General features: G+C 66.1%; 29 protein-coding genes. 5 read left to right on the top strand and 24 right to left on the bottom strand.

What is annotated here, in order from left to right:
• Positions 1–171: 171 nt before the first annotated feature.
• The 8 genes from GV044_RS03420 to GV044_RS22675 all read right to left on the bottom strand — a co-directional run bounded on the left by GV044_RS03420 (position 172) and on the right by GV044_RS22675 (position 9,514).
• The gene (locus tag GV044_RS03420) at positions 172–912 is read right to left on the bottom strand and encodes an SDR family oxidoreductase (protein WP_159865466.1); all 741 of its coding nucleotides are present in this window, start codon (positions 910–912) and stop codon (positions 172–174) included.
• A gap of 89 nt (positions 913–1,001) precedes the next feature.
• A complete protein-coding gene (locus GV044_RS03415; protein ID WP_159865463.1) occupies positions 1,002–2,330 on the bottom strand; it encodes an FAD-binding oxidoreductase in 1,329 nt (442 codons plus the stop codon).
• Positions 2,327–2,815, bottom strand: a complete 489-nt coding sequence (locus GV044_RS03410) for a GtrA family protein (protein WP_236554667.1) — start codon at positions 2,813–2,815, stop codon at positions 2,327–2,329. The genes GV044_RS03415 and GV044_RS03410 overlap by 4 nt, the downstream gene beginning before the upstream one ends.
• On the bottom strand, positions 2,812–4,287 hold the full coding sequence (locus GV044_RS03405; RefSeq protein ID WP_201299003.1) for a UbiA family prenyltransferase: 1,476 nt from the start codon (positions 4,285–4,287) through the stop codon (positions 2,812–2,814). The genes GV044_RS03410 and GV044_RS03405 overlap by 4 nt, the downstream gene beginning before the upstream one ends.
• Positions 4,284–4,520 carry a hypothetical protein gene (locus GV044_RS03400; RefSeq protein ID WP_159865460.1) on the bottom strand — a complete coding sequence of 79 codons (237 nt, stop codon included), beginning with the start codon at positions 4,518–4,520 and terminating at the stop codon, positions 4,284–4,286. Before GV044_RS03400 ends, GV044_RS03405 begins: the two co-directional genes overlap by 4 nt.
• Before the next feature lie 571 nt (positions 4,521–5,091).
• Positions 5,092–6,036, bottom strand: a complete 945-nt coding sequence (locus tag GV044_RS22680) for a cell wall hydrolase (protein WP_159865457.1) — start codon at positions 6,034–6,036, stop codon at positions 5,092–5,094.
• 1,350 nt (positions 6,037–7,386) lie between these two features.
• Positions 7,387–7,629 carry an XrtV sorting system accessory protein gene (locus tag GV044_RS03390; protein ID WP_159865454.1) on the bottom strand — a complete coding sequence of 81 codons (243 nt, stop codon included), beginning with the start codon at positions 7,627–7,629 and terminating at the stop codon, positions 7,387–7,389.
• 472 nt (positions 7,630–8,101) lie between these two features.
• Positions 8,102–9,514, bottom strand: a complete 1,413-nt coding sequence (locus tag GV044_RS22675) for an AAA family ATPase (protein WP_159865451.1) — start codon at positions 9,512–9,514, stop codon at positions 8,102–8,104.
• Positions 9,515–9,566: 52 nt separating this feature from the next.
• Here GV044_RS22675 and GV044_RS22670 point away from each other — a divergent pair, with 52 nt between their 5' ends.
• Positions 9,567–9,671, top strand: coding sequence for a hypothetical protein (locus GV044_RS22670; protein WP_371741560.1), 105 nt, complete (start codon positions 9,567–9,569; stop codon positions 9,669–9,671).
• Positions 9,672–10,264: 593 nt separating this feature from the next.
• On the opposite strand, the gene GV044_RS03375 is transcribed toward GV044_RS22670, so the two are convergent.
• Both GV044_RS03375 and GV044_RS03370 read right to left on the bottom strand, forming a co-directional pair.
• Positions 10,265–10,843 (bottom strand): nitroreductase family protein, encoded by a 579-nt coding sequence (locus GV044_RS03375; protein ID WP_159865447.1) that lies wholly within the window; start codon positions 10,841–10,843, stop codon positions 10,265–10,267.
• Between the two features lie 22 nt (positions 10,844–10,865).
• A complete protein-coding gene (locus GV044_RS03370; RefSeq protein ID WP_159865443.1) occupies positions 10,866–11,564 on the bottom strand; it encodes a pirin family protein in 699 nt (232 codons plus the stop codon).
• Positions 11,565–11,667: 103 nt separating this feature from the next.
• Between GV044_RS03370 and GV044_RS03365 the strand changes: the two genes are divergently transcribed.
• Together GV044_RS03365 and GV044_RS03360 are read left to right on the top strand one after the other, a co-directional pair.
• A complete protein-coding gene (locus GV044_RS03365; protein WP_159865440.1) occupies positions 11,668–12,576 on the top strand; it encodes a LysR family transcriptional regulator in 909 nt (302 codons plus the stop codon).
• Between the two features lie 47 nt (positions 12,577–12,623).
• A complete protein-coding gene (locus tag GV044_RS03360; protein ID WP_159865437.1) occupies positions 12,624–13,391 on the top strand; it encodes a folate-binding protein YgfZ in 768 nt (255 codons plus the stop codon).
• A gap of 21 nt (positions 13,392–13,412) precedes the next feature.
• On the opposite strand, the gene GV044_RS03355 is transcribed toward GV044_RS03360, so the two are convergent.
• From GV044_RS03355 to rplU, 4 genes are all read right to left on the bottom strand, one after another.
• Positions 13,413–13,970: a GNAT family N-acetyltransferase gene (locus GV044_RS03355; RefSeq protein ID WP_159865434.1), complete on the bottom strand. Its 558-nt coding sequence runs from the start codon at positions 13,968–13,970 to the stop codon at positions 13,413–13,415.
• A gap of 119 nt (positions 13,971–14,089) precedes the next feature.
• On the bottom strand, positions 14,090–14,677 hold the full coding sequence (locus GV044_RS03350; protein WP_159865431.1) for a GNAT family N-acetyltransferase: 588 nt from the start codon (positions 14,675–14,677) through the stop codon (positions 14,090–14,092).
• Between the two features lie 235 nt (positions 14,678–14,912).
• Positions 14,913–15,182 (bottom strand): 50S ribosomal protein L27, encoded by a 270-nt coding sequence (rpmA, locus tag GV044_RS03345; RefSeq protein WP_159865428.1) that lies wholly within the window; start codon positions 15,180–15,182, stop codon positions 14,913–14,915.
• 28 nt (positions 15,183–15,210) lie between these two features.
• Positions 15,211–15,507 carry a 50S ribosomal protein L21 gene (gene rplU / locus GV044_RS03340; protein WP_159865425.1) on the bottom strand — a complete coding sequence of 99 codons (297 nt, stop codon included), beginning with the start codon at positions 15,505–15,507 and terminating at the stop codon, positions 15,211–15,213.
• A gap of 270 nt (positions 15,508–15,777) precedes the next feature.
• On the opposite strand from rplU, the gene GV044_RS03335 reads away from it, so the two are divergent.
• Complete coding sequence (locus GV044_RS03335; RefSeq protein ID WP_159865423.1) at positions 15,778–16,317, top strand: hypothetical protein; 540 nt, start codon at positions 15,778–15,780, stop codon at positions 16,315–16,317.
• A 15-nt stretch (positions 16,318–16,332) separates the two neighbouring features.
• On the opposite strand, the gene GV044_RS03330 is transcribed toward GV044_RS03335, so the two are convergent.
• From GV044_RS03330 to thrC, 7 genes are read right to left on the bottom strand one after another with little or no spacing between them, the layout of a single operon-like run.
• Entirely contained in the window at positions 16,333–16,788 is a 456-nt protein-coding gene (locus GV044_RS03330) for a molybdenum cofactor biosynthesis protein MoaE (protein ID WP_159865420.1), read from the bottom strand.
• Position 16,789: 1 nt separating this feature from the next.
• Complete coding sequence (locus GV044_RS03325; RefSeq protein ID WP_159865417.1) at positions 16,790–17,032, bottom strand: MoaD/ThiS family protein; 243 nt, start codon at positions 17,030–17,032, stop codon at positions 16,790–16,792.
• Position 17,033: 1 nt separating this feature from the next.
• A complete protein-coding gene (moaA, locus tag GV044_RS03320; protein WP_159865414.1) occupies positions 17,034–18,041 on the bottom strand; it encodes a GTP 3',8-cyclase MoaA in 1,008 nt (335 codons plus the stop codon).
• Positions 18,038–18,391 carry a Rossmann fold domain-containing protein gene (locus GV044_RS03315; RefSeq protein ID WP_159865411.1) on the bottom strand — a complete coding sequence of 118 codons (354 nt, stop codon included), beginning with the start codon at positions 18,389–18,391 and terminating at the stop codon, positions 18,038–18,040. Before GV044_RS03315 ends, moaA begins: the two co-directional genes overlap by 4 nt.
• Positions 18,391–18,762, bottom strand: a complete 372-nt coding sequence (locus GV044_RS03310; protein WP_159865408.1) for a dihydroneopterin aldolase — start codon at positions 18,760–18,762, stop codon at positions 18,391–18,393. The genes GV044_RS03315 and GV044_RS03310 overlap by 1 nt, the downstream gene beginning before the upstream one ends.
• An 8-nt stretch (positions 18,763–18,770) precedes the next feature.
• The gene (locus GV044_RS03305) at positions 18,771–19,658 is read right to left on the bottom strand and encodes a class I SAM-dependent methyltransferase (RefSeq protein WP_159865405.1); all 888 of its coding nucleotides are present in this window, start codon (positions 19,656–19,658) and stop codon (positions 18,771–18,773) included.
• The gene (gene thrC, locus GV044_RS03300) at positions 19,651–21,060 is read right to left on the bottom strand and encodes a threonine synthase (protein ID WP_159865402.1); all 1,410 of its coding nucleotides are present in this window, start codon (positions 21,058–21,060) and stop codon (positions 19,651–19,653) included. Before thrC ends, GV044_RS03305 begins: the two co-directional genes overlap by 8 nt.
• 371 nt (positions 21,061–21,431) lie before the next feature.
• On the opposite strand from thrC, the gene GV044_RS03295 reads away from it, so the two are divergent.
• Positions 21,432–22,049 carry a hypothetical protein gene (locus tag GV044_RS03295; RefSeq protein ID WP_159865399.1) on the top strand — a complete coding sequence of 206 codons (618 nt, stop codon included), beginning with the start codon at positions 21,432–21,434 and terminating at the stop codon, positions 22,047–22,049.
• Between the two features lie 3 nt (positions 22,050–22,052).
• Here the strand turns inward: GV044_RS03295 and GV044_RS03290 are convergent, their stop codons facing one another.
• From GV044_RS03290 to GV044_RS03280, 3 genes are all read right to left on the bottom strand, one after another.
• On the bottom strand, positions 22,053–22,625 hold the full coding sequence (locus GV044_RS03290; protein ID WP_159865396.1) for an SURF1 family protein: 573 nt from the start codon (positions 22,623–22,625) through the stop codon (positions 22,053–22,055).
• Between the two features lie 116 nt (positions 22,626–22,741).
• Positions 22,742–23,563 carry a cytochrome c oxidase subunit 3 gene (locus tag GV044_RS03285; protein ID WP_159865393.1) on the bottom strand — a complete coding sequence of 274 codons (822 nt, stop codon included), beginning with the start codon at positions 23,561–23,563 and terminating at the stop codon, positions 22,742–22,744.
• 65 nt (positions 23,564–23,628) lie between these two features.
• Complete coding sequence (locus GV044_RS03280; RefSeq protein ID WP_159865391.1) at positions 23,629–24,222, bottom strand: cytochrome c oxidase assembly protein; 594 nt, start codon at positions 24,220–24,222, stop codon at positions 23,629–23,631.
• Positions 24,223–24,338 lie beyond the last annotated feature (116 nt).

Raw genomic sequence — 24,338 nt, 5'->3', positions numbered from 1 at the left:
CCGGTTCACCAGCGCGCCAGGCCTCATGCACCGTGCATATAGGGACTGTGCGTCATGCCAACAGCCACGTGCCTACGGCACTTGGCCTGGCTCAGATGAGATCGAGCGCGATCGTCCATCCGGCCGCGAACGTCGGCCCTGGTGCCCGGCCCGAGTACAAGACCATGCGGGTCAGATGCTCATCTTCTTGAACTGGAACTCGGGGATGTTGCGGATGGCGAGCATGATGCCCTGCCACACCGGCCGCACGTAGATCACGTCCTTACCCTTCTCCACCGCCTTGACGATCGCGGTGCCCAGTTCCGCCGGCTGCGCGGTGAGCTTGGCGGGCAGGTCCATGCCTTGCGTCATCTGGGTATAGACGAAACCGGGCAGCACGGTGACCACGTGAACCCCCGACTTGTCCTTGGCCAAGCGATTGCGCAGCCCCGAAAGGAAGGCCGTGAAGCCGGCCTTGGCCGAACCGTAGACGTAATTGGCCGCGCGCCCACGCTCACCCGCGACCGAGCTGATGCCCACCAGGGTCCCCGATTTGCGCGCCACCATGCGGTTGGCAAGCACCGAGAACAGGCTGGCCGGACCTTCGAAGTTGCTGCGCATGACCTTCGCCATCTCTTCCAACGAGGTCTCGTTGCGAGCCTGATCGCCCATGTAGCCGACCGCGCAGACCGCCACGTCGGGCAGCACCGGCAAGTCGTCGACGAAGGCCTTGTGACTGGCGAGGTCCAGCGCGTCGACCTCATGCAGGGTGACATGGACGTTGTACCGCGTCACCAGATCCTGGCGGTCGGCGCTCAGCCCCGCGGCGTTGCGCGCCGCGAGCTGCACGTCGTAGCCCTTGGCCGCATAGGCCCGCGCGACAGCGATGCCGATGTCCGAGCGAGCGCCGATGACGAGGACGGTGGGGGTCATGATTTTACTCGCAGGTTCGCGTTCAACGATGTCTTCATCCGATCACCCAACCCGTTCGGAACTGGGGAACTGATTGGGATGGTGCAAAGTCACAGCCGCAGCCTCTCGGACTGGAGCGAGTGGAACCGCGCACCCGCCCCGCTCGCCTCGCGCATGCGGGTGAACGCGGCGGTGCGGCCGTCGGACTGGCGCAGGCGCTCCGGCGTGAGCAGGCTGTCCTTGGCCAAGTAGAAGCGCCCGCCATGGTCGATCGCGATCGCCTCCAGCTCTGCAAACAGAGCGGGCGTATCCTGCCGCATCGGGAAATCGAGCGCCAGGGTGTAGCCCTCCATCGGGAACGAGAACCGGCTTTGCTGCGCTCCCATGCGCTTCAGCACCGCCAGGAACGAGCCTTGCCCCGAGCGCGCGATGGCGCCGAGGAGCGCCCGCAATCCGTGCACTGACGCGGCAAGCGGGATCACGCACTGGAACTGCGCGAAGCCCTTGCGGCCATAGATCCGGTTCCACTCCAGGATGGCGTCGAGTGGGTAGAAATAGCTGTCGTAGTCGATCAGCGCAGAGCCGGCTTGGCGCCGCCCGTTGGCGTAGTAGAGCGTGTTGAACGCGCGCACCGACAGCGAGTTGAGTGCGAAGCTCGGCAGATCGAGCGGAACCGCCTTCTTGCCGCGAGGCTGCCGCACCCAGCGGTCGCGGCGTTGCCTGTCACCCAGTTCTTCAAGCGAGGCATGTTCCCCCAGCATAACCAGCGAGCGGCCGGTAGCCTCGTCGGTGGCGAGACAGTCGATCCAACCCACCGAGTAGGTCGCGTCCTGCCCGCGTTCGAACAGATCCATCGCGGTGGCGAGGTCGGACGCAGGCAACATGGTCTGGCGGATCCACCCGGTCTCTACGCGGGTGAGACGGATGGCGGCGCGCACGATCACGCCAGTCAGGCCCATGCCTCCGACCGTCCACTCGAACAGCTCGGAATTGTCTGTCGGGCTGACCCGGCGCTCGACACCATTGGCGCCGAGCACGTCGATCCAGTCTACGAACTTGCCGAACGAGCCATGCGCATGGTGGTTCTTGCCGTGAACGTCCGAGGCGATCGCACCGCCGATCGAGACGAACTTGGTGCCCGGCGTCACGGCCGGGAACCAGCCGCGTGGCAGGAACACGTCGATCAGGTCGGCCAGCAGCACGCCTGCCTCCGCCACGACCTGGCCGGTGGCGGCATCGAAGGCGAGAATGCGATCGAACCCGCGCATGTCAATCGTACAGGCGGGATTGAGCGCACTGTCACCATAGGCCCGGCCATTGCCGCGCGCGATCAGATCACCCGAGGCACCGCCCAGCACGTCTTCGAGCGCCTGCGGATCGCGCGGACGCACCACCTTGCAGTCCGCGGCCGGATGGCGCCCCCAGCCAGACAGCTTCATGCCACCGCTCCACGATGGGGTACGGTGTCGGTGAAGACGAAGCGCCGGTCCAGCTGGTACTTGACCCCATACCCCACTGCGAGGCCGAGCACCGCACCCAACTCGCGCATGGCCTGGGTGTGCCACAAAAACCAGAACAGGCTTTCGGCGCCCCAGAAGATCGCCGTGGTGACCAGGCCCATCGCGGTATAGAGCCCGAACTTGGCCCCGTGCTGCTTGAGCCCGGCACCATGGTCGAAGAAGATCCACTTCTTGTCGAGCGCGTATTTGATCGCCAGCCCGACAAAGGTGCCCAGTACCAGCGCCGCGCCGAAAACACCCAGGTTAAACAGCGCCGGCGTCAGCAGCCCGTCCGCCCACGCCGGCATGCGCCCGCTCAGATTGAGGACCAGCCGCTGCGTGCCAAGGTTCGCCACCGTCGCGATTACCGCGAACAGGATGTAACGCAGCACCAGCGCGGGGAGAGACAGCGCCGGCCTTGTCACGGAATGGTCGCCGCCACGACGCAGCCGTACACCAGCACGCCGCAGATCATGCTGACCTTGTCCTTGGCGGCGAACACGATCGGATCGTCATGCATCTCGCCGCGGTGTGCCTTGAACACAACCCGGCTGATCCAGAACAGCAGCACCGGCGTCACGCCCCACAGCGCCTGCGGCCGGTGGTAGATCTGTGTCACCGCATCGGAGCTGAGGTAAAGCGTCATCACCAGCACCGAGACCATGCCCGAGGCGGTCGCCAGCTGCGATACCAGCTCCAAATCCTCAGGGTGATAGCCGCGCCCGTGGATCTTGAGCTTGCTCGCCTTTACCGCATCCACCAGCTCAGCCTGGCGCTTCACCGCGGCGAGCGAGAAGAAGATGAACAGCGAGAACGCCAGCAGCCAGACCGAGATCGGCAGCCCGGTGGCGACGCCGCCTGCCAGCACGCGGATGGTGTACAGGCCCGCCAGCACGCAGATGTCGATGATCGGATAGCGCTTGAGCGAGAGCGAGTAGGCTGTCGTCGCGACGAAATAGATGGCGATCGTCAGCAGGAACAGCGGCCCCAGCAGCGCCGCCGTCGCAAAGCCAGCTAGCAGCAGCAGCACCGTCACCGGTAGCCCCAACTCGATTGGCGCCGCCCCGCTGGCAAACGGCCGCTGGCGCTTTCGCGCATGGCCGCGGTCGGCGGAGAGGTCGAGCAAGTCGTTGACCAGATAGACGCCCGAGGCGACCAAGCTGAACGCCACAAAGGCGCCAATCGCGCGGACTAGCAGATCGAGGTCGAACAGCTTGTGCGCGCCGGCGATCGCCAGGAACACCAGCACGTTCTTGGCCCACTGATGCGGCCGCAGCGCCTTGATCAACGCCATCGCGCCGCCTGCCGGCGGCTGGATCACGTGGGAACTGGCATGCGCCTGCGCCCGTGCGCGCACGCGGGCCGAGCGGCTCTTGACCACCGCATAGCCAGACTGACGCCAGACTTCGTCGTCAGCATGGGTATCGCCGACATAGGCGTAATTGCCCGCGCCATAACGCGCAACGAGGAACGCGGCCTTGGCTGACCCCTTAAGGTTGCGGACCCCGTCCGAACCGAAGATCTCGTCGAACAGGCCTAGGTGCGCACCGATCGCGTCGGCCAGGCGCTGGTCGGTTGCGGTGACCAGCGCCACCTTGCCACCTTGCTCGCGCCAGGCCCGGATGTAGGCGATCACTTGGTCATCATAAGGCAGCACTGCCACGTCCACCGACGCGCGCTCGGCCAGGTAGGCCTTGAGCTGCGCCTTGCCCCGGCTGCTGCCTCGGCCGAGCCGCGCCGCCGCGCCGAACGGGGTGCGCCAGTCGCTCGCAAAGGCAGACCAGAAGGTCTCGTGCAGCATGTTGGAACGCAGCAGCGTACCGTCGAGATCGACGGCGAGCACCTGCGGGAGCACACGCGGCGCGCTGTCCTGGACGAATTGAGTGCTGGCGATCACGCGTGCGCTTCCATCTGCGCGGGCGTGCGAGGCCGGGAAACGCGGCAAATGATCGACGCCCCCCTCCCGAAGCGCCAGCCAGTCCCGTCCTCGCGCATGTCGCGCAGGACATCGGCGTTGGTGTCGAAGGCGAGGAAAACCGGGATGAGCGAATGTCCTAGTGGGCGGATGAACAAGCCAGGGTGCAGTACACGCTCGGTGGTGACGAACCGGTTACCACATAGCGGGATCACTCGATGAAGTAAGGCCTAGCGGTGCAAGGCTGGAAGTCAGCTGCCTAAACACAAGGGCCAGGCCACGACCCGGGCCGCGGTCATGGACCAGGGCTATCCGCTACCATGCATGCCGACGAACAGCGCCCGTCCGCTGGTCCGCTAGCTTGCTGGGAGGATGAAGAGCAGGCGCGAGGAGGCCCGACGCCTCGACAATCTCCCCAGTGACACGCAGCAGGTTGTCGACGGCACACTGTTAGCGAAAACGCACGGCAGTGCTGCGATCGATTGCCAAGCCGCACTTCGGGTTTCACTCGCAAGTCCATGTTTGCGCCTTGCGGCTTCAACTTTCGCCGTCGCGCCCCCCGGTTTTGGAAGGCCCAAGTTACGGCGATTTGCTCTGGCGAACTGGCCATACGCCAAGTGCCGCATCGTAAGGTCCTCACCTTCTCCGTACCGTCAGCTCAGGCGACTGTTCCCGAGCAGGATCACAGGCACTAGGGCGCAGTACCCGCCGCGCCAGGCAGATCCAGCTCGCCTTACAACGCGCAAGCTGGAAAACCGAGCGCACCAAAGCACGCAGGGCCAAGCCTCACAGCGCGTTGGCGGAAGGGGGCACCATGCGCCCTCCACGGCCAGGCTCCCAAGCGAAGCGGAATGCCGGCGCAGTCTTGAAGCGGCGTTCGGGCGGCAGCGTCGGCGGCGCCTCGCTTGCAGAGTGCCAGCCATAGACATCGCACTTCGCCCGCCCGCCGCACAGCGCTTGAGCCGATCGGCGCAACGTCGCTTCGTTCGCTCCCGCGGCAAGCTCCACGAAGATCGCACCGGTGTCCGGAAACATGCGCAGGAGCTTCATGCCGTTGACTGCAGGTGCAGCCGTCAGTGACGCAGCCACCGGCGCGGGTCGCTGCCAGGGCAGGACGAGACGACGAGAAGCAGGGATGACATCGGCGCTACCGACGCTCGCGCGCGCCCGAGCCTCCCTCCCCCCGAGTGGCTGCAGTGCGCCTGAGGCATTGTCCTGATCGTCGAAACCGAGTTGCGCTTCAATCAACGGTGCCTTCGTCGCGGCAGCCGCCGATGGGGCTTGGACGCCCAGCGAGCCGAACCTGGCGAACAGGTTGGTGGCTGGTTCAGCGCCAGCATGCCTGGCGACCAGGGCAGCGGCCGATCCCCAGTAGCCCGGCCACCTGAAAAACAAGTGCGACCCCACGCGGGCGATCTTCTCCAGTTTGGGGCTCCACCAGGGATAGACTTGGTCGGTGTGATAGTGCGTAGCCAGCCCCACGCCACGATAGACCAGCCCGTTCAGCATCATGTCCGCCCGACGGAGCGCCGCTTGCACGACAGCATCGGCGTAGACACGGGACAGAGCGCCATCGCAGGTGAATGTGAACTGGCACCCCGTTGCGCGTTCACTTCCCTGAGTGATCACACCGCAGACGCTGTGGGGAAATGCAGGATGTCGCACACGATTGAGCACGACCTGGCCAACCGCCATCTGCCCTATCGCGTCGTTCCCGGCTTCGTAGAGCATCGCCGCCGCCAGGCAGGCCCGCGCTTGCGCGAGATCCTGTGGAGATCCCGCATGATAGAACGGTGCCGCAGCCCGCCCCAAGGCCGCGAACGACGTGGCTTCATTACGACGAAGGCCTCGGTCCCCTCGATCGGAGCCGGGGTTGCCTCAACGGCCAGTGTCTCAGCTTCCGGGCTGCCCGGCAGAGCTGGCATATCGGGAGCCGCAATCGCCCGGGAATGCAAAGGTATCACGCCCGCTTCTTGCTTCGGCGCCAGGCAGATCGCCAGCAAGAGCAGCCAGGCTGCACCCAGCAACACTGCAGCAGCAAGCCGCCATCGCGTCCCGGGGTGCTTCCATGCTCCAGCGACAATACGCAGCAGCATGGCGACGCGAGCGGGCACCCGACCGTCGGGCCAAGCCAATGCACCGTGTTCTGCGCGTACCTGCACGCGTCCACGGCCCACAATGAAAGAGGTCGGCATCAGCGCGGGAGTGCCGCCTCCTCCCGCACCTTCGATGATCGCGTCGCTCAAGTCCACAGGACCGACCTGGCACGTAGTCTAGCTGCCCCGACGAGGACTCCCTCCGTCTTGCCGGCTGCCTGCTTTTGAACGGCGCACTTTGGATTACTGAGCAAGTGCCTGTTTGCAGGCGTCGTCACTCTGACGGCCCATGCTGGTCGGACGAGGCGTTCAGCCGAAAGCGCCTGGTGGATGACTTCCGGAGCCCGTAGGACAACCCGGCGAGCGCCACATGATGGCGCGCCCGGAACGCAGCTGCGGCGCGCGATCTCCATCCAAGGCACTGTCGAAAACACCTCCAATCCGGAACAATCGATGCTTGAGATCGTGACGGTTTGGCGGCTCGACTGTGTTAACGTGTCGCCCATAAAACAAACGAGGATATCTGAAATGACCTTTGGGACCACCGCGCCTTGGCCGCCTTCACAATCCGACGCCACAGCGCTGAAGCTGAGTGCACGATCGCAGCTAGGGGTGCCTGCTGCGATTGTGGACGGGCTCTGCTTCTCTGCAATCTTGTGGCTGTTGCTGCTCACGCTTCTGCGCTGATCTCCCCGGCACTCGCGCCTTGCGATCTGACCCAGGGTTGGAGCAGGAGTTGCCGCATGCGGCCTTGCCGCGGGTCGATGACGGGCAACATCCGATCGACTCAAATTGACCGTGCGCCCGCCATGCTCCTCACGCCCTGGATCGGCGCTCCAAGCGATCGCTGAAGAAGACCTTTCGCTCCAGCGCTCGATCATTGCGGTAGCAGGCGACACAGAAAACTCGCGCGCAGGTGCCATGTGCTCTTCGCCATGGATGGCGTCCGCACCACGAAGCGATCGCACAATCCTGGCCGCTTCGGTCATGCTCGATCCAGGGGGCGTATGACGAACCAGACATAAACGAGTGCTGCAAACATCAGCAGGGTGCCGAGAAGGACCCAGCCTGCATTGCCGAGCTGATTGGCGGCAACGCAGGCAATCGCGGGCGGCGCATACTTCCATACGGCGTCATGCGCGGGCCGTTCGCCGACGGAACGTTGCAAGTAGACAACCGCAAGACCGGCAAAGATCGCGACCGTCAGCCAGTCGAAAACTGTGCTCATGCTGGCTCCTTCGACGAAGCCAGCGCAGCTTTGACCGCTCTCTCAGAAGCACGATCGGAGATCGCGCGCGACGAGTTTTTTGCTGGCTTGGCGTATGTGCAGAAGACCTCGTCAGGTGCTGCAACCCGAGCTGCTCGCGCACCGCGACGTACGCCGTACGAGACCGTTCCTGACACCGGCCCGCCATCTTGTACCACGTGCCGTAGCTCCGCGCAGCGATCGCTAGCTCGTAATCTGCACCAGTCGGCGGCTGAGCACTTAGCAGCAACGGCTCCCCTCGCAATGCCTGCGCTGGCCGACACAGCGGCTGATAGAACCACATCCGTTGCGGATGTTGTGTGTCGGGATCGTCGCCATGCGCGCATGCCTGGAGACAGGACACAGCATACTCGACGTGCAGCGCTCCAAAACCGCTCCCTGGCGTACGCGCGGCTCTGATCGAGCGCAGTCCGATTGCCGTGCGACACTGGCATCATCCGTTCCCCGCGAAGCGCAGTCGGCCGACAGCGGGTTCCTGGTAGCTGCCCATCATGATCTCGCTACCGGCAGGCACTTCCGTCAGGACCAATCCCAGAACCGAGTTGCCGGCACGCGCCAGCACGGTGATCGCGAACTCGATCGCCTGCCGCGATGTGTGTTTCCAGCGGGTGAGCAGCACCACACCGTCGCTCGCTGCGGCGATGACGCGGGCTTCCGCGACCTGAAGCACGGGCGGCAAATCCAGCAGCACCAGATCGAACTGCGACCTGGCCTCCGCGATGAGCGCCTGCAGCTGGTCAAAGGCAATCGACTGCCCGGCCTCCACCACTTCGCCGACAGGCAGGAAACGTGCCTGCGTCAGTCCGTCGGCGACCAAGCAGTCCGCCAGATGCGCATCGCCACGCAGGACTTCGACAAGCCCAGGGCCGAACCGGCCGAAGCCGAAGCGCTGGTGGAACGTCGGGCGCTGCAAGTCGCAATCGATGACCAGCACCCGGCGCCCACGCAGCGCCAGGCTGCGGCACAGCGCGATCGCCGTGGTAGACTTGCCTTCGCTGGCCTGGGGTGACGTCAGCGCGATCACTCGGGGCTGCGCGTGTCCGGGTACGAACAGTCCGGCCGCCAGCGCCCTGAGCGACTCCGCATACGGCGAATTGGGCGCTTCGACGACCTGGTTGATGATGGCCATGTCGTCCTCGTTGCGCAGGCGCGGCACGGCCGCGAGGAACTCGACGCCGAAGATCGTCTCGACCTCCTCGGGTGAGCTGACGCCGACGGCGAAGACCTGCTTGAGGAGCGCGACGATGGCGAAAAGGATCGCACCCAGCACCGCACCAATCACGAGATTGATGATCAGGCTGGGGCCCGCTGCCTGCACTGGCAGGGGTGCAAAGGCGACCACCCGTGCATCGGCCTGCTCGATCCCGCTCTGCGTCGAAATCTGCGCCAGTCGCGTCATGTATGCGTCCAGCAAGGTCTTGGGCGCGGTCACTTCGGCTTCCAGCTCGCGCAAGCGCACCGCGGCCTTGTCCGCCCCGGCCAGCTCGCTTTCCGTGGACGAGAGCTTGCCGGCGATCTCTGCCGCACGGCCCGCCGAGGCTTGCGCCTGGGCCTGCAAGCCGGACACCACGCGTGAGCCCTGATTGGCGATCAACCGGTTGATCTCTGCCAGCTGTTGGCGCGCGGTGATCAGTTCGGGATGATTGGGTCCATAATGGCTTGCGAGTTGCGCGACGAGGGCACTCGTGCTCGTCTGTTGCGATCGCAGGTCCGCCATTCCCGGCGTGTTCAGCTCACCGAGCTTGTCGGCGCCACGGGAAAGCTGCGATTGCGCCGCATTCAATCGCTGCGCATCTTCGGCTGCCTGCGCGCGCGCCACGGCCAAGGTCTGGTTATAGCCAGGCATCACCGGCCTGTGGCAAATCAGCGGGCGCAACAACACGACCTATCGGCGCCGCGTGGCGCTGGACACCGCCTATGCCCGTAGCCGCACTGTTGCGCTCGACATGGCGATCCTGGCCCGCACTGTACCGGCCGTGCTGACCGGCTCGGGCTGCTACTAGGCCGCGCCCGCCGTGCCGTTTGGCCGAGCCGGTAAGCGCGAATGATCGCCTGACCAATGAGCATAGTAGCCGCTAAGCGCCGGGAGTGATGCGGAGGCCGTTCGCCTTGTTGCGTGCGCATGGCCGATCACCGGCAAGCGCCCCGATCCCGCAAACGGCGCTCCTGGAGTTGCGTTGAAGCTAGATCACCTGAGATTGCATGATTGCTCCTCTATCCTTTAGGGGAGTACCCACGCCAGGGTAGACGCGCGACCTTCGGTCCCGCTGCCCTGCCCCTCCTCGCCGGGGAAGGGAGATGCGAAGTAAGATGATCGCAGTCTAATTCGCGCGACCGCCGAATTGCTCGGGCGAGCTGCCCTCGGCGATCGCACGCTGGGACCTCGGCAGCTTAAATCAACTACGCCCCGCCAAAACGGACAGAATGCCACCAAGCCAGGCGCGACGTTGAATGTGCGCAAGCCGCAGATCTCGTGCCGTGATCGATCGCGGCTTGGATGCGGGTGGACGGTGCCCCCCCGCCGATCCTGCCTCGGGTTCAGCAGAAGGGTAAGGCAAGCCGGAGCCACGCCGCAGGCGCGGCTCCGGCGATGGCGTCAGGCGAACTTGCCAGCCTTGGCGATCTCGCTCAGCGGCTTGCGATTGCTCGGCACTTCACGCTCCTGCAGGAAGTCGGGCAGCTTTTCCTTGCCCGCCGCCTTGCCGATCACGAAGGCGGCTTCGAGCCGCTGGTCGTCCGGGATGCCCAGGGCCTGCTCCGCCTCGCCGAACTTCAGCCCGGTCATGCCATGGGTGTGATAACCCAGCGCCTGCGCCTGCAGGGCAGCCAGCGCCCAAGCCGCGCCGGCGTCAAAGCTATGGCTGTGGTTCTCGGTGTTGCCCTTGTCCGAGCGCATGTACCGGTCGGACACGATGAACACGAGCGCCGATGCGTCCTTGGCCCAGCTCTGGTTGAACTCGATCAGCTGCGAGAGCAGCAGGTCCCAATTGGCATCGCCGCGGCGGGCGTAGAGGAAGGTCCAAGGCTGAACATTGTAGGCAGACGGCGCCCAGCCCGCCGCTTCGAAGATCACGTCGAGATCCTCCTGCGGGATCTCACTCTCGCCGAAAGCACGCGGGCTCCAGCGATTAACGATCAGCTTTTCGACTTTGGGGTGTGCGGTGCGGCCAGTCATAAGCAAGTCCTTTCGTGTAAAATCAAGCGGCGTCGACGAGGACGAGTTCGGCATCCTCGATCGCAGTAACGGTGATGGTGTCGAGCCCGGTGATGGCGACGCCATCGCGGGCTTGCGCCCCTACCTCGCCGACCTGCACGCGGCCGGTAGCGGGGACAAGGTAGGCGTGGCGGTCGGCCCGGGTGTCGTAGGTGACCGTTTCGCCGGCCTTCAGCGTTGCACCCAGGACGCGCGCGCCGGCGCGGATCGGCAGCACGTCGGTGTCGCCAGCGACACCCGAGGCGAGTGTCACGAACTTGCCGTCGCGCGCATCCTTGGGAAAGGGCCGCGCGCCCCAGCTGGGCGTACCGCCGCGCTGATCGGGCAGGATCCAGATCTGGAACAGCGTCGTCGGCTCATCCTCAAGGTTGAACTCGGCATGCTGGATGCCGCTACCCGCGCTCATGACCTGGACGTCACCTGCGCCAGTCCGGCCTTCGTTGCCCAGGCTGTCACGGTGGGTGATTGCGCCAGTGCGGACATAAGTGATGATCTCCATGTCGCGGTGCGGGTGCGCGGGGAAGCCGGACTTGGGCGCGATGGTATCGTCGTTCCACACGCGCAGCCGCCCCCAGTTCACGCGGTCGGCATCGTGGTAGTCGGCAAAGGCGAAGTGATGGTGCGCGTCGAGCCAGCCGTGGTTGGCGGCGCCGAGCGTCGCGAAGGGTCGAAGTTCGATCATGGTGCTCTCCCAGTGTGGGATGTGAGGTGTTGAAGCCAAGATGGCGCTTGTTCGGCAATCGGATAACTGGGATAAAACTGCGCCAAATGATCGAGAGAGTTGAATGCCCGATCTCGTAGCGCCGAGCCTCGACCACTTGCGTGTCTTCCTCGCCGTCTGCGAGGAAGGCAGCTTCAACGGCGCCGCCCGCAAGCTTGGCCGGGCGGTGTCGGTGATCAGCTACGCGATTGCGCAGCTGGAGGCGCAGCTCGACGTGCGGCTGTTCGCGCGCGAAGGATCTCGCCGCCCGGAACTCACCGATACCGGCAAGGCCTTGGTGGGAGAGGCGCATGCCGTGTCCGACAGTGTCGACGCGCTGCTCGCCAAAGTGCGCTCGCTGCAGCAAGGCCTGGAGGCCGAAGTCGCGCTCGCCGTAGACGTCATGGTGCCCGGCGAAGCGCTGGCCCGTCTGCTGCGGGACTTCCAGGCCATGTACCCCAGCGTGGCGCTGCGGCTCCATGTCGAAGCGCTCGGCGCAGTCGCGGCGCTGGTGCTCGATGGGCGGGCGACATTCGGCATCGCCGGCCCCGACATCATGGATTTGCCCGAACTCGAACGCGAAACGGTCGGATCGGTTGCGCTGATGCCGGTGGCGGCGCCCAGCCACGCGCTCGCCCAGATGAAGCGCGTGCCCGCCGGTGAGGCGCGCAAGCACCTGCAACTGGTGCTTACCGACCGCTCGCCGCTGACCCAGGGGCGCGACTTCTCGGTGTTCAGCCCACGCACTTGGCGCCTGGCGGACCTCAGCGCCAAGCACGCGCTGCTCAAGGAGGGGATCGGCTGGGGCTCGATGCCCCGCTACCTCGTGCGCGAGGATATCGCGCAAGGCACGCTGGTGGAGCTCTCGCTGCCTGAGCGGCCGCCGATGGACTACGCGCTGGTAGCGCTCTGGCGCAAGGACACTCCGCCTGGGCCTGCCGCAACCTGGGTGCTGGATGCCCTGCCCGGTCTGTTCGCAGGCTGTCCGGAGTGAGCGACGCGCGGTTGCAGCGCGGAACGCTTGCCCCCACCTTGCCCGGCATGACCGCCACTCGCCTTGCTCGCCGCGCCGTGATCCGCATCTCGCCCCACAAGAGTTTGGGCGAGGGCTCAAGCGAGGACGTGGCGGCCTTTCTGCAAGGGTTGGTGACCTCCGATGTCACCGGGACGCTGCCTGTCTGGTCCGCGCTGCTGAGCCCGCAGGGCAAGGCGCTGTTCGACTTCCTCGTCTGGCGTTCCGATGACGATCTGCTGATCGATTGCGAGGCCGAAGTCGCCGAGACCCTGACCAAGCGCCTGTCGATGTACCGACTGCGCCGCGCCATCGACATCGCGGTCGACCCGACGCTGGCGGTGTACTGGACCAAGGAGCCAAATGAAGGATCGCTGCCCGACCCGCGTCTTGCTGCCTTGGGCAGTCGCTGGATCGGCCCAGCCGACGGAGGCCCGAACTCGGCCGAAGCGAGTGCCGACGACGCCTATCTCGCGAACCGCCTGACCGAGGGAGTAGCCGAGGGGCGAGCCGAGCTAGGCCAAGACGCGACGCTCTGGCTGGAATGCAACGCGGTCGAACTGAACGGCGTCAGCTTCACCAAGGGCTGCTACATCGGACAGGAGAATACCGCGCGCATGAATTGGCGCCAGAAGGTCAACCGCCGGCTGATCGTCGTTCCGCTCGATCGCTCGGATCCCAAGCGCCAACGCGTAGCCTATCCCGAACTCGGGCTCGCCGTCGACCACTTGCGAGTCGAGGACATCGATCCGCAACTCGCGCCGGCGTGGATGAACCTCGACCCGGCCGCGTCCTGACGGCGTTGTCAGGCGCTGGCGTCAAGCAGCGGCGCGCTGTGGGCCGACCCCCAGCATGTCGAACAGCTTGTCCGCCAGCGTCGCCACGTAGAGCCGCGCCTGCCCCTCTGCGCCACGCCCGACGCTGAAACGCGCGCGAGTCTCACCCGTCGGCTTGAAACCGGAGCTCTGCAGCACCTTCGCCGACGCCTCGTTGTCCGCAAAATGCAGGGCGACGATCTCGCGATGGCCGAGCATGCGCGCCTCGGCGAGCACGGCCTTCACCGCCTCGGCCGCGTAGCCTCGACCACGGTGCTGGCGTGCGATCCAATAGCCCAGTTCAACGTCGCCGCCCGATTGGCCGAGTCCGATCCCGCCGATCAACCTGGCGCCGGCATCGTCGCGCAAGTTGATGAAGAAGTGCGGGAGCAGCCTGTCTCGCGGACGAGCAATGTACTCGCGCAGCGCGCTTGCCGATCGCGGCAGAGCGGAGACGCCGATGCTGCGCACCATTGCATCCTCGCCAAGGACATCGAGCAGCTCGCCCATGTCTTCGGGCCAGCCCGGTCTCAGAAACAACCTCTCTGTGCGGATGAACATGTTCTTTTCTCCGTCCGAACGCCGCCGAGGAAACATGACTCCTTCACACACCAATTGCACGCAAAAAGCGTCGGATCGGCGCGTCGCGAGGCCGGTCCGTGAGGGGCCTCGCCGGCGCGTCAGGCCGCGCGCATGGGGATCTCGGACGAGCCTTCGGGCGGCGCATCGTCATCGCAATCGCCGGCATTGTCAAAGCGCAGCAGATAGCCACGCGAAGGTGCATGGCCGGCGCGTCCCAGGCTGAAGCGCTCGGTGACCGGACCACACGTCCGGAAGCCCAGCTTCTCCAGCACACGGCCGGAGGCGGGATTGTCGACGAAGTGGTGCGCGCCGACGCATGGATGACCCAGAGTGCGCGCAAGCCGCAGGACGGCACTGGCTGCCTCGGTGGCATAACCCCGCCCCCAGACTTCGGGAGCGAGCCAGTAGCCCAGATGCGCCGGTGCATCGACGCCGCTCGCATCCTCGTGCAGGCCGATGCCGCCGATCACGCGCGCGCCGCGGGCGCTTGGCAGAGTGATGAGCATCGAGGGATAGCGGCGATCCTGCGGGCGGCCGACGAAGTCCTCCGCATCCGCCAGCGCGTACGGCCAGCGCACGCGCGCAAGATTGCGCACCACCCGCTCGTCGGCGATTGCGGCGTGAAGGTCGGAGGCATCCTCCGGCCAGGCCGGGCGGAGGAACAGCCGCTCGCTGCGAATGAACATGGCCCTAGTCTCCAAGTCGTCCGTCCCCCGCGCCGCTCCGCTAGAGGGCGTGGATGACAGGGGCGTTACGCACCGCCGGCGAGGGAACGCATATCCTTGCGAACGGTGCCAAGTGACTGAAGGGAGACACGAAAAAAGGGAGCGGGCTTATGGCCCTCTCCCTTCAAAGGCCGGTGCTTGCATGGCAAGCCCGGCAGGGCCATCCCGGTAAGGACGGCCCGTCATCGACCATCCGTTATTCGGCGGCTTCCGCCACGGCGTCGACCGACACGTACTTGCGGCCGAGCTTGCCGTCATGGAAGCGCACGCGTCCCTCACCCAGAGCGAACAGGGTGTGGTCCTTGCCCATGCCCACGTTCACGCCCGGATACACGCGGGTGCCGCGCTGACGAATGATGATGTTGCCGCCGATCACTTCCTGACCGCCGAACTTCTTGACGCCGAGGCGGCGGCCAGCCGAATCGCGACCGTTGCGCGAGGAGCCGCCTGCTTTCTTATGTGCCATCTTGAACTACTCCGAACTTCTCTGGCGCTTAGCCGACCGACACGATGCGCAGCAGGGTCATCTGCTGGCGGTGGCCGTTCTTGCGACGATAGTTGTGGCGACGGCGCTTCTTGAACACGATCACCTTTTCGCTCTTGGCCTGCGCGATGATCTCGGCGGCGACGGTCACGCCGGCGACGTCCGCGACTTCGCCGCCCTTGCCCGCGAGCAGAACGTCACCCAGCGTGATCTTGTCGCCGGCTTCACCCGCCAGCTTCTCGACCGCGATCTTGTCTCCGGCGGCAACCCGATACTGCTTGCCGCCCGTGCGCACTACTGCGAACATGGTGCCCTTACCCAATCTCAATCTATGCCCGTAGGCCGAAACAACCTGCCCCGGCCGCGGCGGATCCTGAAACCAGCATCCTCGTACGGGCGACGCGCCGGACAGCCCGTACGTGTACGGGTGACCGGAAGAACGGTGCCGTTAGTCCAAGGCCTGATTCGAGTCAACGGTGCAGTGCGCGGGTGCCGATGCGCTGAGCGACACATCGGGCGACGGGCTTCAACGGCAATTGCCTCTCGCGCGTCGTTCCCGCCGTGCTATGGCGCTGGCATGATCCGTGCAAGCGCCCGTCTCGCCCCTGTTCTTCTCGCTCCTGTCTTCGGCGGGGCCGTGCTGCTGGGAGGCTGCGCCGCTTCGACCGACTATCCTTCGCTCGCGGTGCGCCAGGTCGAGCGCGTGCAAGGATCGGGCGCACCGGCCGCCGGCAGCGCCGATGCGATCCCGACTTTGCCGCCCGCTAGCGCCGACCTGACCACACGCCTGGCCGGGCTGGTCGATGTCGCGCGCCAGGCCCACGGCCGCTTCACCAGCCGCCAAGCCGCTGCGGAACGCGCGGTGGCTGGCGCAGGAGCCGCTCGCAGCGATGGCTGGACGAACGCCGAAGTGGCATTGTCCGATCTGCAGACCTCGCGCAGCGGCGCACTGACCGCGCTGGCCGAACTCGACGGGCTCTATGTCGACGAGCGCGCCGCGCATCCCGAGCAAGTGAGCCCTGCCGCAGCCGCCATCGGCGCCGCACGCGATCAGGTAGACGGCTGGGTTTCGGCCGAGACAGCCGTGATCAGCCGTTTGGACGCACGCCTACGATAGAGCGCGTCGCGCGGCTCAGACCCAGCGCGCGATATCCTCGAAGTCCTGTTCGCGCGGCTCGATCCAGCGCCAGGCACCAGCGACTTTCTCGCGCTTCCAGAACCAGCTTTCGGACTTGAGGTGATCCATCGCGAACTCGGCAGCCGCGAACGCCTCACGCCGGTGCCGTGACGCGGCCGCGACGAGCACGATCGGGTCACCCGGCTGCATCTCGCCGCTGCGGTGCAGGATCAGCAGGCCTTCCAGCGTCCAGCGCCCGAGCGTCCGCTCGGCCAGATCGCGCATCGCCGGCAGGGTGAGCGGGCCATAGTGCCGCAGTTCCAGCGCCTCGACCTCGCTGTCCTCCGCCGATGCGCGGACCTGGCCCAGGAAGCTGGCGATACCACCGGCTGCGGGATGCGCCTTGGTGAAGGCGGCCAGCTCGCTCGCGGGATCGAACGCATCGGTCAGCAGGCAAACGTCGGCTGCCATCTCAGCCGCCGCTGACCGGAGGGAGGAACGCCAATTCGTCGCCGTCAGCCAGAACCAGCCCGTCGCGATCCTGCACAAGCACCCCGTTCACGGCGAGCTTCACCCGCGCGCCCTCCAGCGCTGCGGCGAGTTCGGGATCGAGCCGGGCCAGGACTTGCGCAAGCGAGGGAGCCGCGTCGACCGCAAGCTCCGGCGCACCGGCGGCATCTTCCAGCCGGCCCAGGAATACGAGCTTGAGCGACATGTCAGCCGCCGGTCATCGACATGTGCCGCGGCAGCGCCGGCGCTTGTCCGCGCGCATCGATGGCGAAGTTGTGGCGCGCCGGCTTGATCCGCATCGCCAAATCGAGTCCATCCGCCAGCGCCTCCTGCGGGTTGGCAGAGCGCAGCGCGGCGCGCAGATCGACCTGCTCGGCACCGCCCAGGCAAGCATAGAGCTGCCCCGTCGCGGTCACGCGGATGCGGTTGCAGCCTTCGCAGAAGTTGTTGGTCAGCGGCGTGATCAGGCCCAGCCGCCCGCCGGTCTCGGCCACGTCGAAGTAGCGCGCCGGGCCTCCGCTGCGGTGATCGGACGGCGTGAGCATCCATCGCTGTTCCAGTGTGTCCCGCACGGCAAGCAGCGACAGGTAGTGATCGAAGCGATCCTCCTCGACTTCGCCCAGCGGCATGACCTCAATCAGCGTCGCCTCGAAGCCCTCGCCGTGCGCCCAGGCGATCAGGTCGGGGATCTCGTCCTCGTTCAGGCCCTTCAGCGCCACAGTGTTGAGCTTGACCTTCAGCCCTGCCGCCTTCGCCGCAGCAAGCCCCTCGAGCACTTGCGGCAGCGAATCGCGGCGCGACAGTTGCTGGAACCGCGCACGGTCGAGCGTGTCGAGCGAGACGTTGATCCGCCGCACGCCCGCCGCGTACAAATCCTCTGCGAACTCGCTCAGACGCGTGCCATTGGTGGTCAGCGTCAGTTCGTCGAGCCCGTCACCCACCTTGCGGCCAAGCGCGCGCACCAGCTCCATCATGTCGCGGCGCACCAGCGGCTCGCCGCCGGTCAGGCGGATCTTGGTGATGCCACGCTCGATGAAGCCGAGCGCCAAGTCGTGCAGCTCTTCCAGGCTGAGCACGTCCTTGCGCGGCAGGAAGGTCATCCGCTCGGGCATGCAGTAAGCGCAGCGCAAGTCGCAGCGGTCAGTGACGGACAGCCGCAAATAGCTGATGCGTCGTTGAAACTGATCCACCAAGGGCGCGCGCGAAGAAGTCATCTTGCCTGATATAGCATCGCACCCGCCCCTGTTCCATCTAGGGGCAGCGATTGTCCGGTCACTCCGGGTGCCTGGGCGAGATAGGCGAGCGCGGCTTCGATCGCAGCGGCATCGTCGCCGGCAACGGCGTTGACCCGCAAGGGCGCGTGCTGGCGTGCGAGACCCCGCACCACGCCGAGGCGCCAATCGCGATGGGTGTGGTCTGCCGGGCCGAACACAAGCGCAAGGTCCGCCCCCCCGGCCAGCGTTTCGAGTGCGCGCGGCAGCACCTCGGCATGAAACTGCGCGGCGGCGGCAAGCGGCTCGTCCGGCAGCGCTCCGACCCGCAGCACTCCGGCAGGCACCGCCATCAGCGCCGCTCGCGCGTAAGCGTAATCCCGATCGCCTCGCCTGCCTCGGCGATGGCCAGCTTGACGATCTTTACCGTCACCGCCTCGATACGCTCGTCCTGCACGAACAGCGTCTCGCAGATGTGGTCCGCGACCGCCTCGATCAGCTTGAAGTGCACGCCGGCGGGCAGCGCCTCGCCGGCGGCGAACTTCAGGTCCATGTAGTTCTTGCTGGCGCTGAGCGGCGTGTCGGGCGCGTAGTGATCGATCGGCTTCATCTTCGCCGCGATGCCGATCCTGAGCGGCTGCGGATTGCCGGTCTCCTCCGAGTAGATCCCGGTGAGCACGTCGACGACGAAGTCTGCGACTTCCAAGATAAGCGAATCGGCCATGGGCGCCCTTACCTCGGATTGGTCCAGCGCGCGAAGATTGCGGTGGGGAGCAGGCGGCCACCCTCACCGTCTTCCTGGACCGCCAAGTCGCCGTGTTCGATCGTGCCCGGCAAGTCGGCGAAGAGTTCGGCGACAAGGCCGGCCAGCGCCAGCGAGGACATGCGCACGGCGTAGACAGTTAGGAACAGGAACCGGCTTTGCGCATCCAGCAAGCGGCGGCAATCGGCCATCAGCGCCGGCAGGTTTTCCTCCAGGCGCCAGGTCTCACCCGTCGGTCCCCGGCCGAACTTGGGCGGGTCGAGGATGATGCCATCGTAGCGCTTGCCGCGCCGCACTTCGCGCGCGGCGAACTTGGCGGCGTCGTCGATCAGCCAGCGCACCGGCCGCTCGGCCACGCCGGACAGCGCTGCGTTCTCGCGCGCCTGCGCCACCGACTTCTTGGAGGCATCGACGTGGCTGACCGGCCCCTTGGCGGAGAGCGCCAGCGTGCCCACGCCGGTGTAGCCGAACAGGTTCAGCGTGCTCGCCTCTGCGTCCGGCAGCTGCCCGCGCATCCAGTCCCAAACCGGCGCCATGTCCGGGAAGAACCCCAGGTGGCGGAAGGGCGTGCACTGCGCGGTGAAAGAGACCTCGCGCCAGGCGAGCGGCCAGCCTTCACGCGGCACGGGCTTGTCGAACTGCCACCTGCCGCCGCCATCCTCGTCCGAGCCGGGGACGAACTCGCCATGCGCATCCCACTCAGGCAGGCGCGGCGACCACATCGCCTGTGGCTCCGGACGGATGAAGCGGTAGGGCCCGTAACGCTCGAACTTGCGACCGTGGCCCGAATCGATGAGGCCGTAGTCCGCCCAGCCCTCGCCTGCGAGGATCAGCGGATCGCGCGCGAGTTCAGCCATCGGCCTTGGGCGAAGCATGCTCCGCCACGTACTGCGCCACCGCTTCGTAAGTGCCGGGCACAGCGGCGCAGCGTTCCTCGCGTTCGAACAGGTCTCCTACCCGCGCCGGCAATCCCGGACGCTGGCCGGTGGCGCGCTCGACCGCCTCGGGGAACTTGGCCGGGTGCGCGGTTGCCAGCGTCACCACCGGCACGTCAGGAGCGATGCCGGCAATCCGCGCGGCATGGAGCGCGCAGGCAGTGTGCGGGTCGATCAGCTCGCCGCAGTTCTCCCAGGCCCAGCGGATCGCGTGCGACATCTGGTCCGCATCGGCGCGGCAGCTGGTGAACAGCGCCGCGGCACCCTGCCGCTGGGCATTGGTGAGCTGCATCGCCTTGCTGGCTTCGAAGGTGCCCATCTGCGCCGCGAGGGCCGCACCATCTCGGCCGCCGAGGTCGAACAGCAGGCGCTCGAAGTTGGACGAGACCTGGATGTCCATCGACGGTGCCGCGGTAGGCGTGACCGAACCTTGCGAGTAGTCGCCATCGGCCAGCGCGCGGTGGAGGATGTCGTTGACGTTGGTGGCGACGATCAGCTTTGCGACCGGCAGGCCCATTTGCTGCGCCACGTAGCCCGCAAACACGTCGCCGAAGTTGCCGGTCGGCACCGAGAACGCGACCTCGCGCTCCGGTGCGCCGAGCTGCAGCGCGGTGGCGAAGTAGTAGACCACCTGCGCCATCAGCCGCGCCCAATTGATCGAGTTCACGGCGCCGATGGCATAGCGGTCGGTCATCGCGCGGTCGTTGAACATGCGCTTCACGATCGCCTGGCAATCGTCGAAACTCGCATCCTCCAGCGCCAGGTTGTGCACGTTGGGCGCGAGCACGGTGGTCATCTGGCGGCGCTGCACGTCGCTGACGCGGCCCTTGGGATGCATCATGAACACGTCGACCTTGGCGCGGCCGGCCACCGCGTCGATCGCGGCCGAGCCGGTATCGCCGGATGTCGCACCAACAATCGTAAGGTTGCGGTCGGAGCGGCTGAGGAACTCCTCGAACAGCAGGCCGAGCAGTTGTAGCGCCACGTCCTTGAACGCGAGGGTGGGGCCGTGGAACAGCTCCATCAGCCAGTGCTGCGCATCGAGCTGGACCAGCGGCGTGACTGCCTTGTGGCTGAAGCGGCCATAAGCAGCCTCGCATAGCTGCTGCAGGCGCTGCGGCGTCAGGCTGTTGCCGACGAACGGCTGCATCACCCTAGCGGCCAGTTGCGCATAGGGCAGCCCGCGCATGGCGGCGATCTCGGCGGTGCTGAAGCGTGGCCACTCACGCGGCACGTAGAGGCCGCCGTCGCTGGCGAGCCCAGCGAGCGTGGCGCCTTCGAAATCGAGCGCCGGCGCGCTCCCCCTGGTGCTGACGTAGTCCATTGCGCCTGCGCGCCTAGCCGCCGCAGCCCGGCGGCGCAATGGTGCGCGAACGGGCGCAGCGTTAGCTCCAGTTCTGCGGTTTTGCGACGAGCCATCTTCGCTGAGACCGCGAAAACTGCGCTCCTTATACCTCCGCGGTCGAGGCAATCAGGCGCGGAGGCGAGATCCGCACCGCAGACGCCCATTGCCTTTCCAGAACAACGACTTGGCGACGATCATCGTCCCTCCGTTTCGCCGGCGATCGCCACCATTCTGCATATGTACGGATGCCGCGCCTTACCGCTGAACTTTAGACTGACCCCGACAAGCAAGCGGATTGCCGGGGACTTTCAAACATGGTTGGCTTTTTTGCCTCGCGACGGCGAGGTGCGGTGACATGCGTCCTGCTCACGGGTGCCTATGCGGCAGCCGTTCCCACCGCCGCGCAGGCGGAGACCGGCGCGACTACACGCTTCGCCGACATGGCCTTGATCACGCAGTGGTCGTTGCCACGCGTCGGTCCTTTGCACGAACCGACCATCATCGCGCCGCCCAGCGCTGCGGTCGAACCGGCGCAGCGCGGGCCTGTGTCGAAGGAGATCGCCGCTGAGGCCCCGAAGGTGGCTCCTGCTGGCCAGGCTCTCGGCCCGCAACTGGCGGAGGAGGACCTGACAGCCCGTGGGTTCACCCGGAGCGATCGCCTCCAGTCCTACCGCGTGCCCGCGGACATCAAGGGGCTGGAGATCGCGTTCCACCTGCTCAACGCCGCCGATGCAATCTCGACCGTGGCCTGCCTGAAGCGAGAGGACTGCCAGGAGCAGAACCCGATCTACGGCAAGCGGCCCAAGGCTGCGATGGTGATCGGCGCCAAGGCGCTAACCTCGGGCGTGCATTACTGGGTCATGCGCACGCTGTTGCCCGAGCACCCCGGCATGGCGCGCGCGTTCGGCTGGTTCGCTGTGACGGTTCAGGGCAGCGTGGTCGGCCTCAACATGTCGCAGCTGTTCTGACGCTCAGGAGAGCCGCCGCCGCCTGAGCGCCACCGCGTAGACGATCAGCGCCGTCAGCGCGAAGAAGAACCACTGCCCGGCATATGCCAGGTGGTTGTTCGGGATCTCGGACGGGTCCGGCCGCTCGTTCGCCTCCAGCCCGCCAAGCGGCGGATCGGCCACGAGGCGCGGACCGGGTGCGATCACGCCGCGCACTTCACCGCCATTCCAGTTGCCCTGGGCCGCCGGATCGCGCGCCCAGCCCATCACCACTTTGGCCTGTGAGCCATCGGGCAGCACGCACTGGGCGTAGACCGCCAGCCCCGCCTCACCCCTGGCGCTGCGGCCGGCGATGCCGCGACGCTCGATCACGCGTGCGCACAGCAGCCGCGAATGACGGTAGAGCGAAAGCTGCGCCGCCGCCTCGGTTGCCGGCCATGGAACCTCGGCAGCCTGCGTATGCGCCGATTGGTAGCGCGCCAAGAGCGCCTCCTTCTCGTGCAACCGGCGCAGCTGCCAGAAGCCGAGCGCGACCATCACGCCCGCGGCGGCGAGGACCAGGATCGTCGGAATGATGGGGATGCGGCGCCCAGTCATCTGCAGAGAGTCATCGAAAGAAAGTCATCTACGAAAAAGCCACCTACAGAACCGAAAAAAGGGCAGCCGAAGCGAACTCCGGCTGCCCCTTGATGATCGAGCGCGTTTCGTCGCGATCAGTGCGTGGGATAGCCCCAGCCACCCCAGACGTACACGGCAACAAAGAGGAACAGCCACACCACGTCGACGAAGTGCCAGTACCATGCCGCCGCTTCGAAGCCGAAGTGCTGGCGCGGCGTGAACTCGCCCTTGTAGGTGCGCACGAGGCAGACGATCAGCATGATGGTGCCGACGATCACGTGGAAGCCGTGGAAGCCAGTCGCCATGTAGAATGCCGAGCCGTAAGTGTTGGCGCCGAAGGGGAACGGTGCGTTGGCGTACTCGTAAGCCTGGATGCAGCTGAACAGCAGGCCGAGCAGGATCGTTGCCCACAAGCCCTTCTTCAGCCCCTCACGGTCGCCGTGGATCAGCGCATGGTGCGCCCAGGTGACGGTGGTGCCCGAGCAGAGCAGGATCAGCGTGTTGAGCAGCGGCAGGTCGAACGGGTCCATGACCGCTTCGATCGCCTTGGGCGGCCACTGGCCCGCAACCGACTCCGCGAGCGTCGAGGGGAACAGCGAGAAGTCGAAGAAGGCCCAGAACCAGCCGACGAAGAACATCACTTCCGAAGCGATGAACAGGATCATGCCGTAGCGCTGGTGCAGCTGCACGACCGGCGTGTGATCGCCCGCGTGCGCTTCCTTGATGATCTTGGAGAACCACGAGAACATGCTGGCCAGCAGGACCGCCATGCCCAGCCAGGGCACGAAGTGGCCGCCGGGCAGCTTGTGCATGAACAGCACCATGCCGGTGGTGAACGTCAGCGCGCCGATGGTTGTCGCCAGGGGAACGATGTCCGGCGGAAGAATGTGGTAATCGTGTGTCTTGCTACCGGCCATGATGCCTTCGTCCCTGTTGATCGCCGTTGCGCAGCGCACCCGCCGCGAGTTGGTTCCTTGCGCCCTTACTTGCCCGATCCGACGCGGTCCAGAGCCTTTGCGCCGGCATTGATCGCCGGGTGGAAGGTGTAGCTGAGTGTGATCTGCTGCACGTCCTTGGCATCCGGATCGCTCAGGATCGCCGGATCCACATAATACAGAACCGGCATGCGCACCTCCTGGCCGGGCTGCAGCGTCTGCTCGGTGAAGCAGAAGCACTGGATCTTGTTGAAGTACTTGCCCACCTGCTCGGGCTCCACGTTGAAGCTGGCGGTGCCGGTCAGCGGCTCCTTCGAGGTGTTCTTGGCCCAGAACAGCGCCATGTCGCGCACGCCGATGGTGATCTCGTCGGTGCGCTGCAACGGCTTGAACTGCCAGGGCATGCCGCGCTCGACATTGGCATCGAAACGGATGGAGATGGTGTTGGCGGCCGCCTTCACTTGCGAGGCGGTCTGCTCATCGACGCGCCGCGTGGTGCCGTCGAAGCCGGTGGCGGCGCAGAACAGGCGGTAGAGCGGCACCGACGCGAAGCCCAGGCCGAGCATGGCAGCCGCGATCGCCAGCGCAATCAGGGCGATGCGATGGTCACGGTTGAAGCGGTTCAGCGCCTTGACCTGCATCGGCTCAGCCCATCTTCGCCAGTGAGATGAAGAACACCAGGATAACGAAGCCGGCGAGCAGCAGGCCGAGCACGTTGTTGCGGTTGCGGCGGATGCGCTTGGGATCGATTTCGCGA

The sequence above is a fragment of the Novosphingobium sp. 9U genome (assembly GCF_902506425.1).
GTDB lineage: Bacteria > Pseudomonadota > Alphaproteobacteria > Sphingomonadales > Sphingomonadaceae > Novosphingobium.
Note: the sequence above shows the minus strand (reverse complement) of the source record. Positions and strands in the feature narration are given on the sequence as shown.

What these genes read in the sequence shown, in the direction of transcription:
- GV044_RS03420 (WP_159865466.1), bottom strand. Translation starts at nt 912, where the DNA reads ATGACCCCCACCGTCCTCGTCATCGGCGCTCGCTCGGACATCGGCATC.
- GV044_RS03415 (WP_159865463.1), bottom strand. Translation starts at nt 2,330, where the DNA reads ATGAAGCTGTCTGGCTGGGGGCGCCATCCGGCCGCGGACTGCAAGGTG.
- GV044_RS22680 (WP_159865457.1), bottom strand. Translation starts at nt 6,036, where the DNA reads ATGCTCTACGAAGCCGGGAACGACGCGATAGGGCAGATGGCGGTTGGC.
- GV044_RS03390 (WP_159865454.1), bottom strand. Translation starts at nt 7,629, where the DNA reads ATGAGCACAGTTTTCGACTGGCTGACGGTCGCGATCTTTGCCGGTCTT.
- GV044_RS22675 (WP_159865451.1), bottom strand. Translation starts at nt 9,514, where the DNA reads ATGCCTGGCTATAACCAGACCTTGGCCGTGGCGCGCGCGCAGGCAGCC.
- GV044_RS03375 (WP_159865447.1), bottom strand. Translation starts at nt 10,843, where the DNA reads ATGACTGGCCGCACCGCACACCCCAAAGTCGAAAAGCTGATCGTTAAT.
- GV044_RS03370 (WP_159865443.1), bottom strand. Translation starts at nt 11,564, where the DNA reads ATGATCGAACTTCGACCCTTCGCGACGCTCGGCGCCGCCAACCACGGC.
- GV044_RS03365 (WP_159865440.1), top strand. Translation starts at nt 11,668, where the DNA reads ATGCCCGATCTCGTAGCGCCGAGCCTCGACCACTTGCGTGTCTTCCTC.
- GV044_RS03360 (WP_159865437.1), top strand. Translation starts at nt 12,624, where the DNA reads ATGACCGCCACTCGCCTTGCTCGCCGCGCCGTGATCCGCATCTCGCCC.
- GV044_RS03355 (WP_159865434.1), bottom strand. Translation starts at nt 13,970, where the DNA reads ATGTTCATCCGCACAGAGAGGTTGTTTCTGAGACCGGGCTGGCCCGAA.
- GV044_RS03350 (WP_159865431.1), bottom strand. Translation starts at nt 14,677, where the DNA reads ATGTTCATTCGCAGCGAGCGGCTGTTCCTCCGCCCGGCCTGGCCGGAG.
- rpmA (WP_159865428.1), bottom strand. Translation starts at nt 15,182, where the DNA reads ATGGCACATAAGAAAGCAGGCGGCTCCTCGCGCAACGGTCGCGATTCG.
- rplU (WP_159865425.1), bottom strand. Translation starts at nt 15,507, where the DNA reads ATGTTCGCAGTAGTGCGCACGGGCGGCAAGCAGTATCGGGTTGCCGCC.
- GV044_RS03335 (WP_159865423.1), top strand. Translation starts at nt 15,778, where the DNA reads ATGATCCGTGCAAGCGCCCGTCTCGCCCCTGTTCTTCTCGCTCCTGTC.
- GV044_RS03330 (WP_159865420.1), bottom strand. Translation starts at nt 16,788, where the DNA reads ATGGCAGCCGACGTTTGCCTGCTGACCGATGCGTTCGATCCCGCGAGC.
- GV044_RS03325 (WP_159865417.1), bottom strand. Translation starts at nt 17,032, where the DNA reads ATGTCGCTCAAGCTCGTATTCCTGGGCCGGCTGGAAGATGCCGCCGGT.
- moaA (WP_159865414.1), bottom strand. Translation starts at nt 18,041, where the DNA reads ATGACTTCTTCGCGCGCGCCCTTGGTGGATCAGTTTCAACGACGCATC.
- GV044_RS03315 (WP_159865411.1), bottom strand. Translation starts at nt 18,391, where the DNA reads ATGGCGGTGCCTGCCGGAGTGCTGCGGGTCGGAGCGCTGCCGGACGAG.
- GV044_RS03310 (WP_159865408.1), bottom strand. Translation starts at nt 18,762, where the DNA reads ATGGCCGATTCGCTTATCTTGGAAGTCGCAGACTTCGTCGTCGACGTG.
- GV044_RS03305 (WP_159865405.1), bottom strand. Translation starts at nt 19,658, where the DNA reads ATGGCTGAACTCGCGCGCGATCCGCTGATCCTCGCAGGCGAGGGCTGG.
- thrC (WP_159865402.1), bottom strand. Translation starts at nt 21,060, where the DNA reads ATGGACTACGTCAGCACCAGGGGGAGCGCGCCGGCGCTCGATTTCGAA.
- GV044_RS03290 (WP_159865396.1), bottom strand. Translation starts at nt 22,625, where the DNA reads ATGACTGGGCGCCGCATCCCCATCATTCCGACGATCCTGGTCCTCGCC.
- GV044_RS03285 (WP_159865393.1), bottom strand. Translation starts at nt 23,563, where the DNA reads ATGGCCGGTAGCAAGACACACGATTACCACATTCTTCCGCCGGACATC.
- GV044_RS03280 (WP_159865391.1), bottom strand. Translation starts at nt 24,222, where the DNA reads ATGCAGGTCAAGGCGCTGAACCGCTTCAACCGTGACCATCGCATCGCC.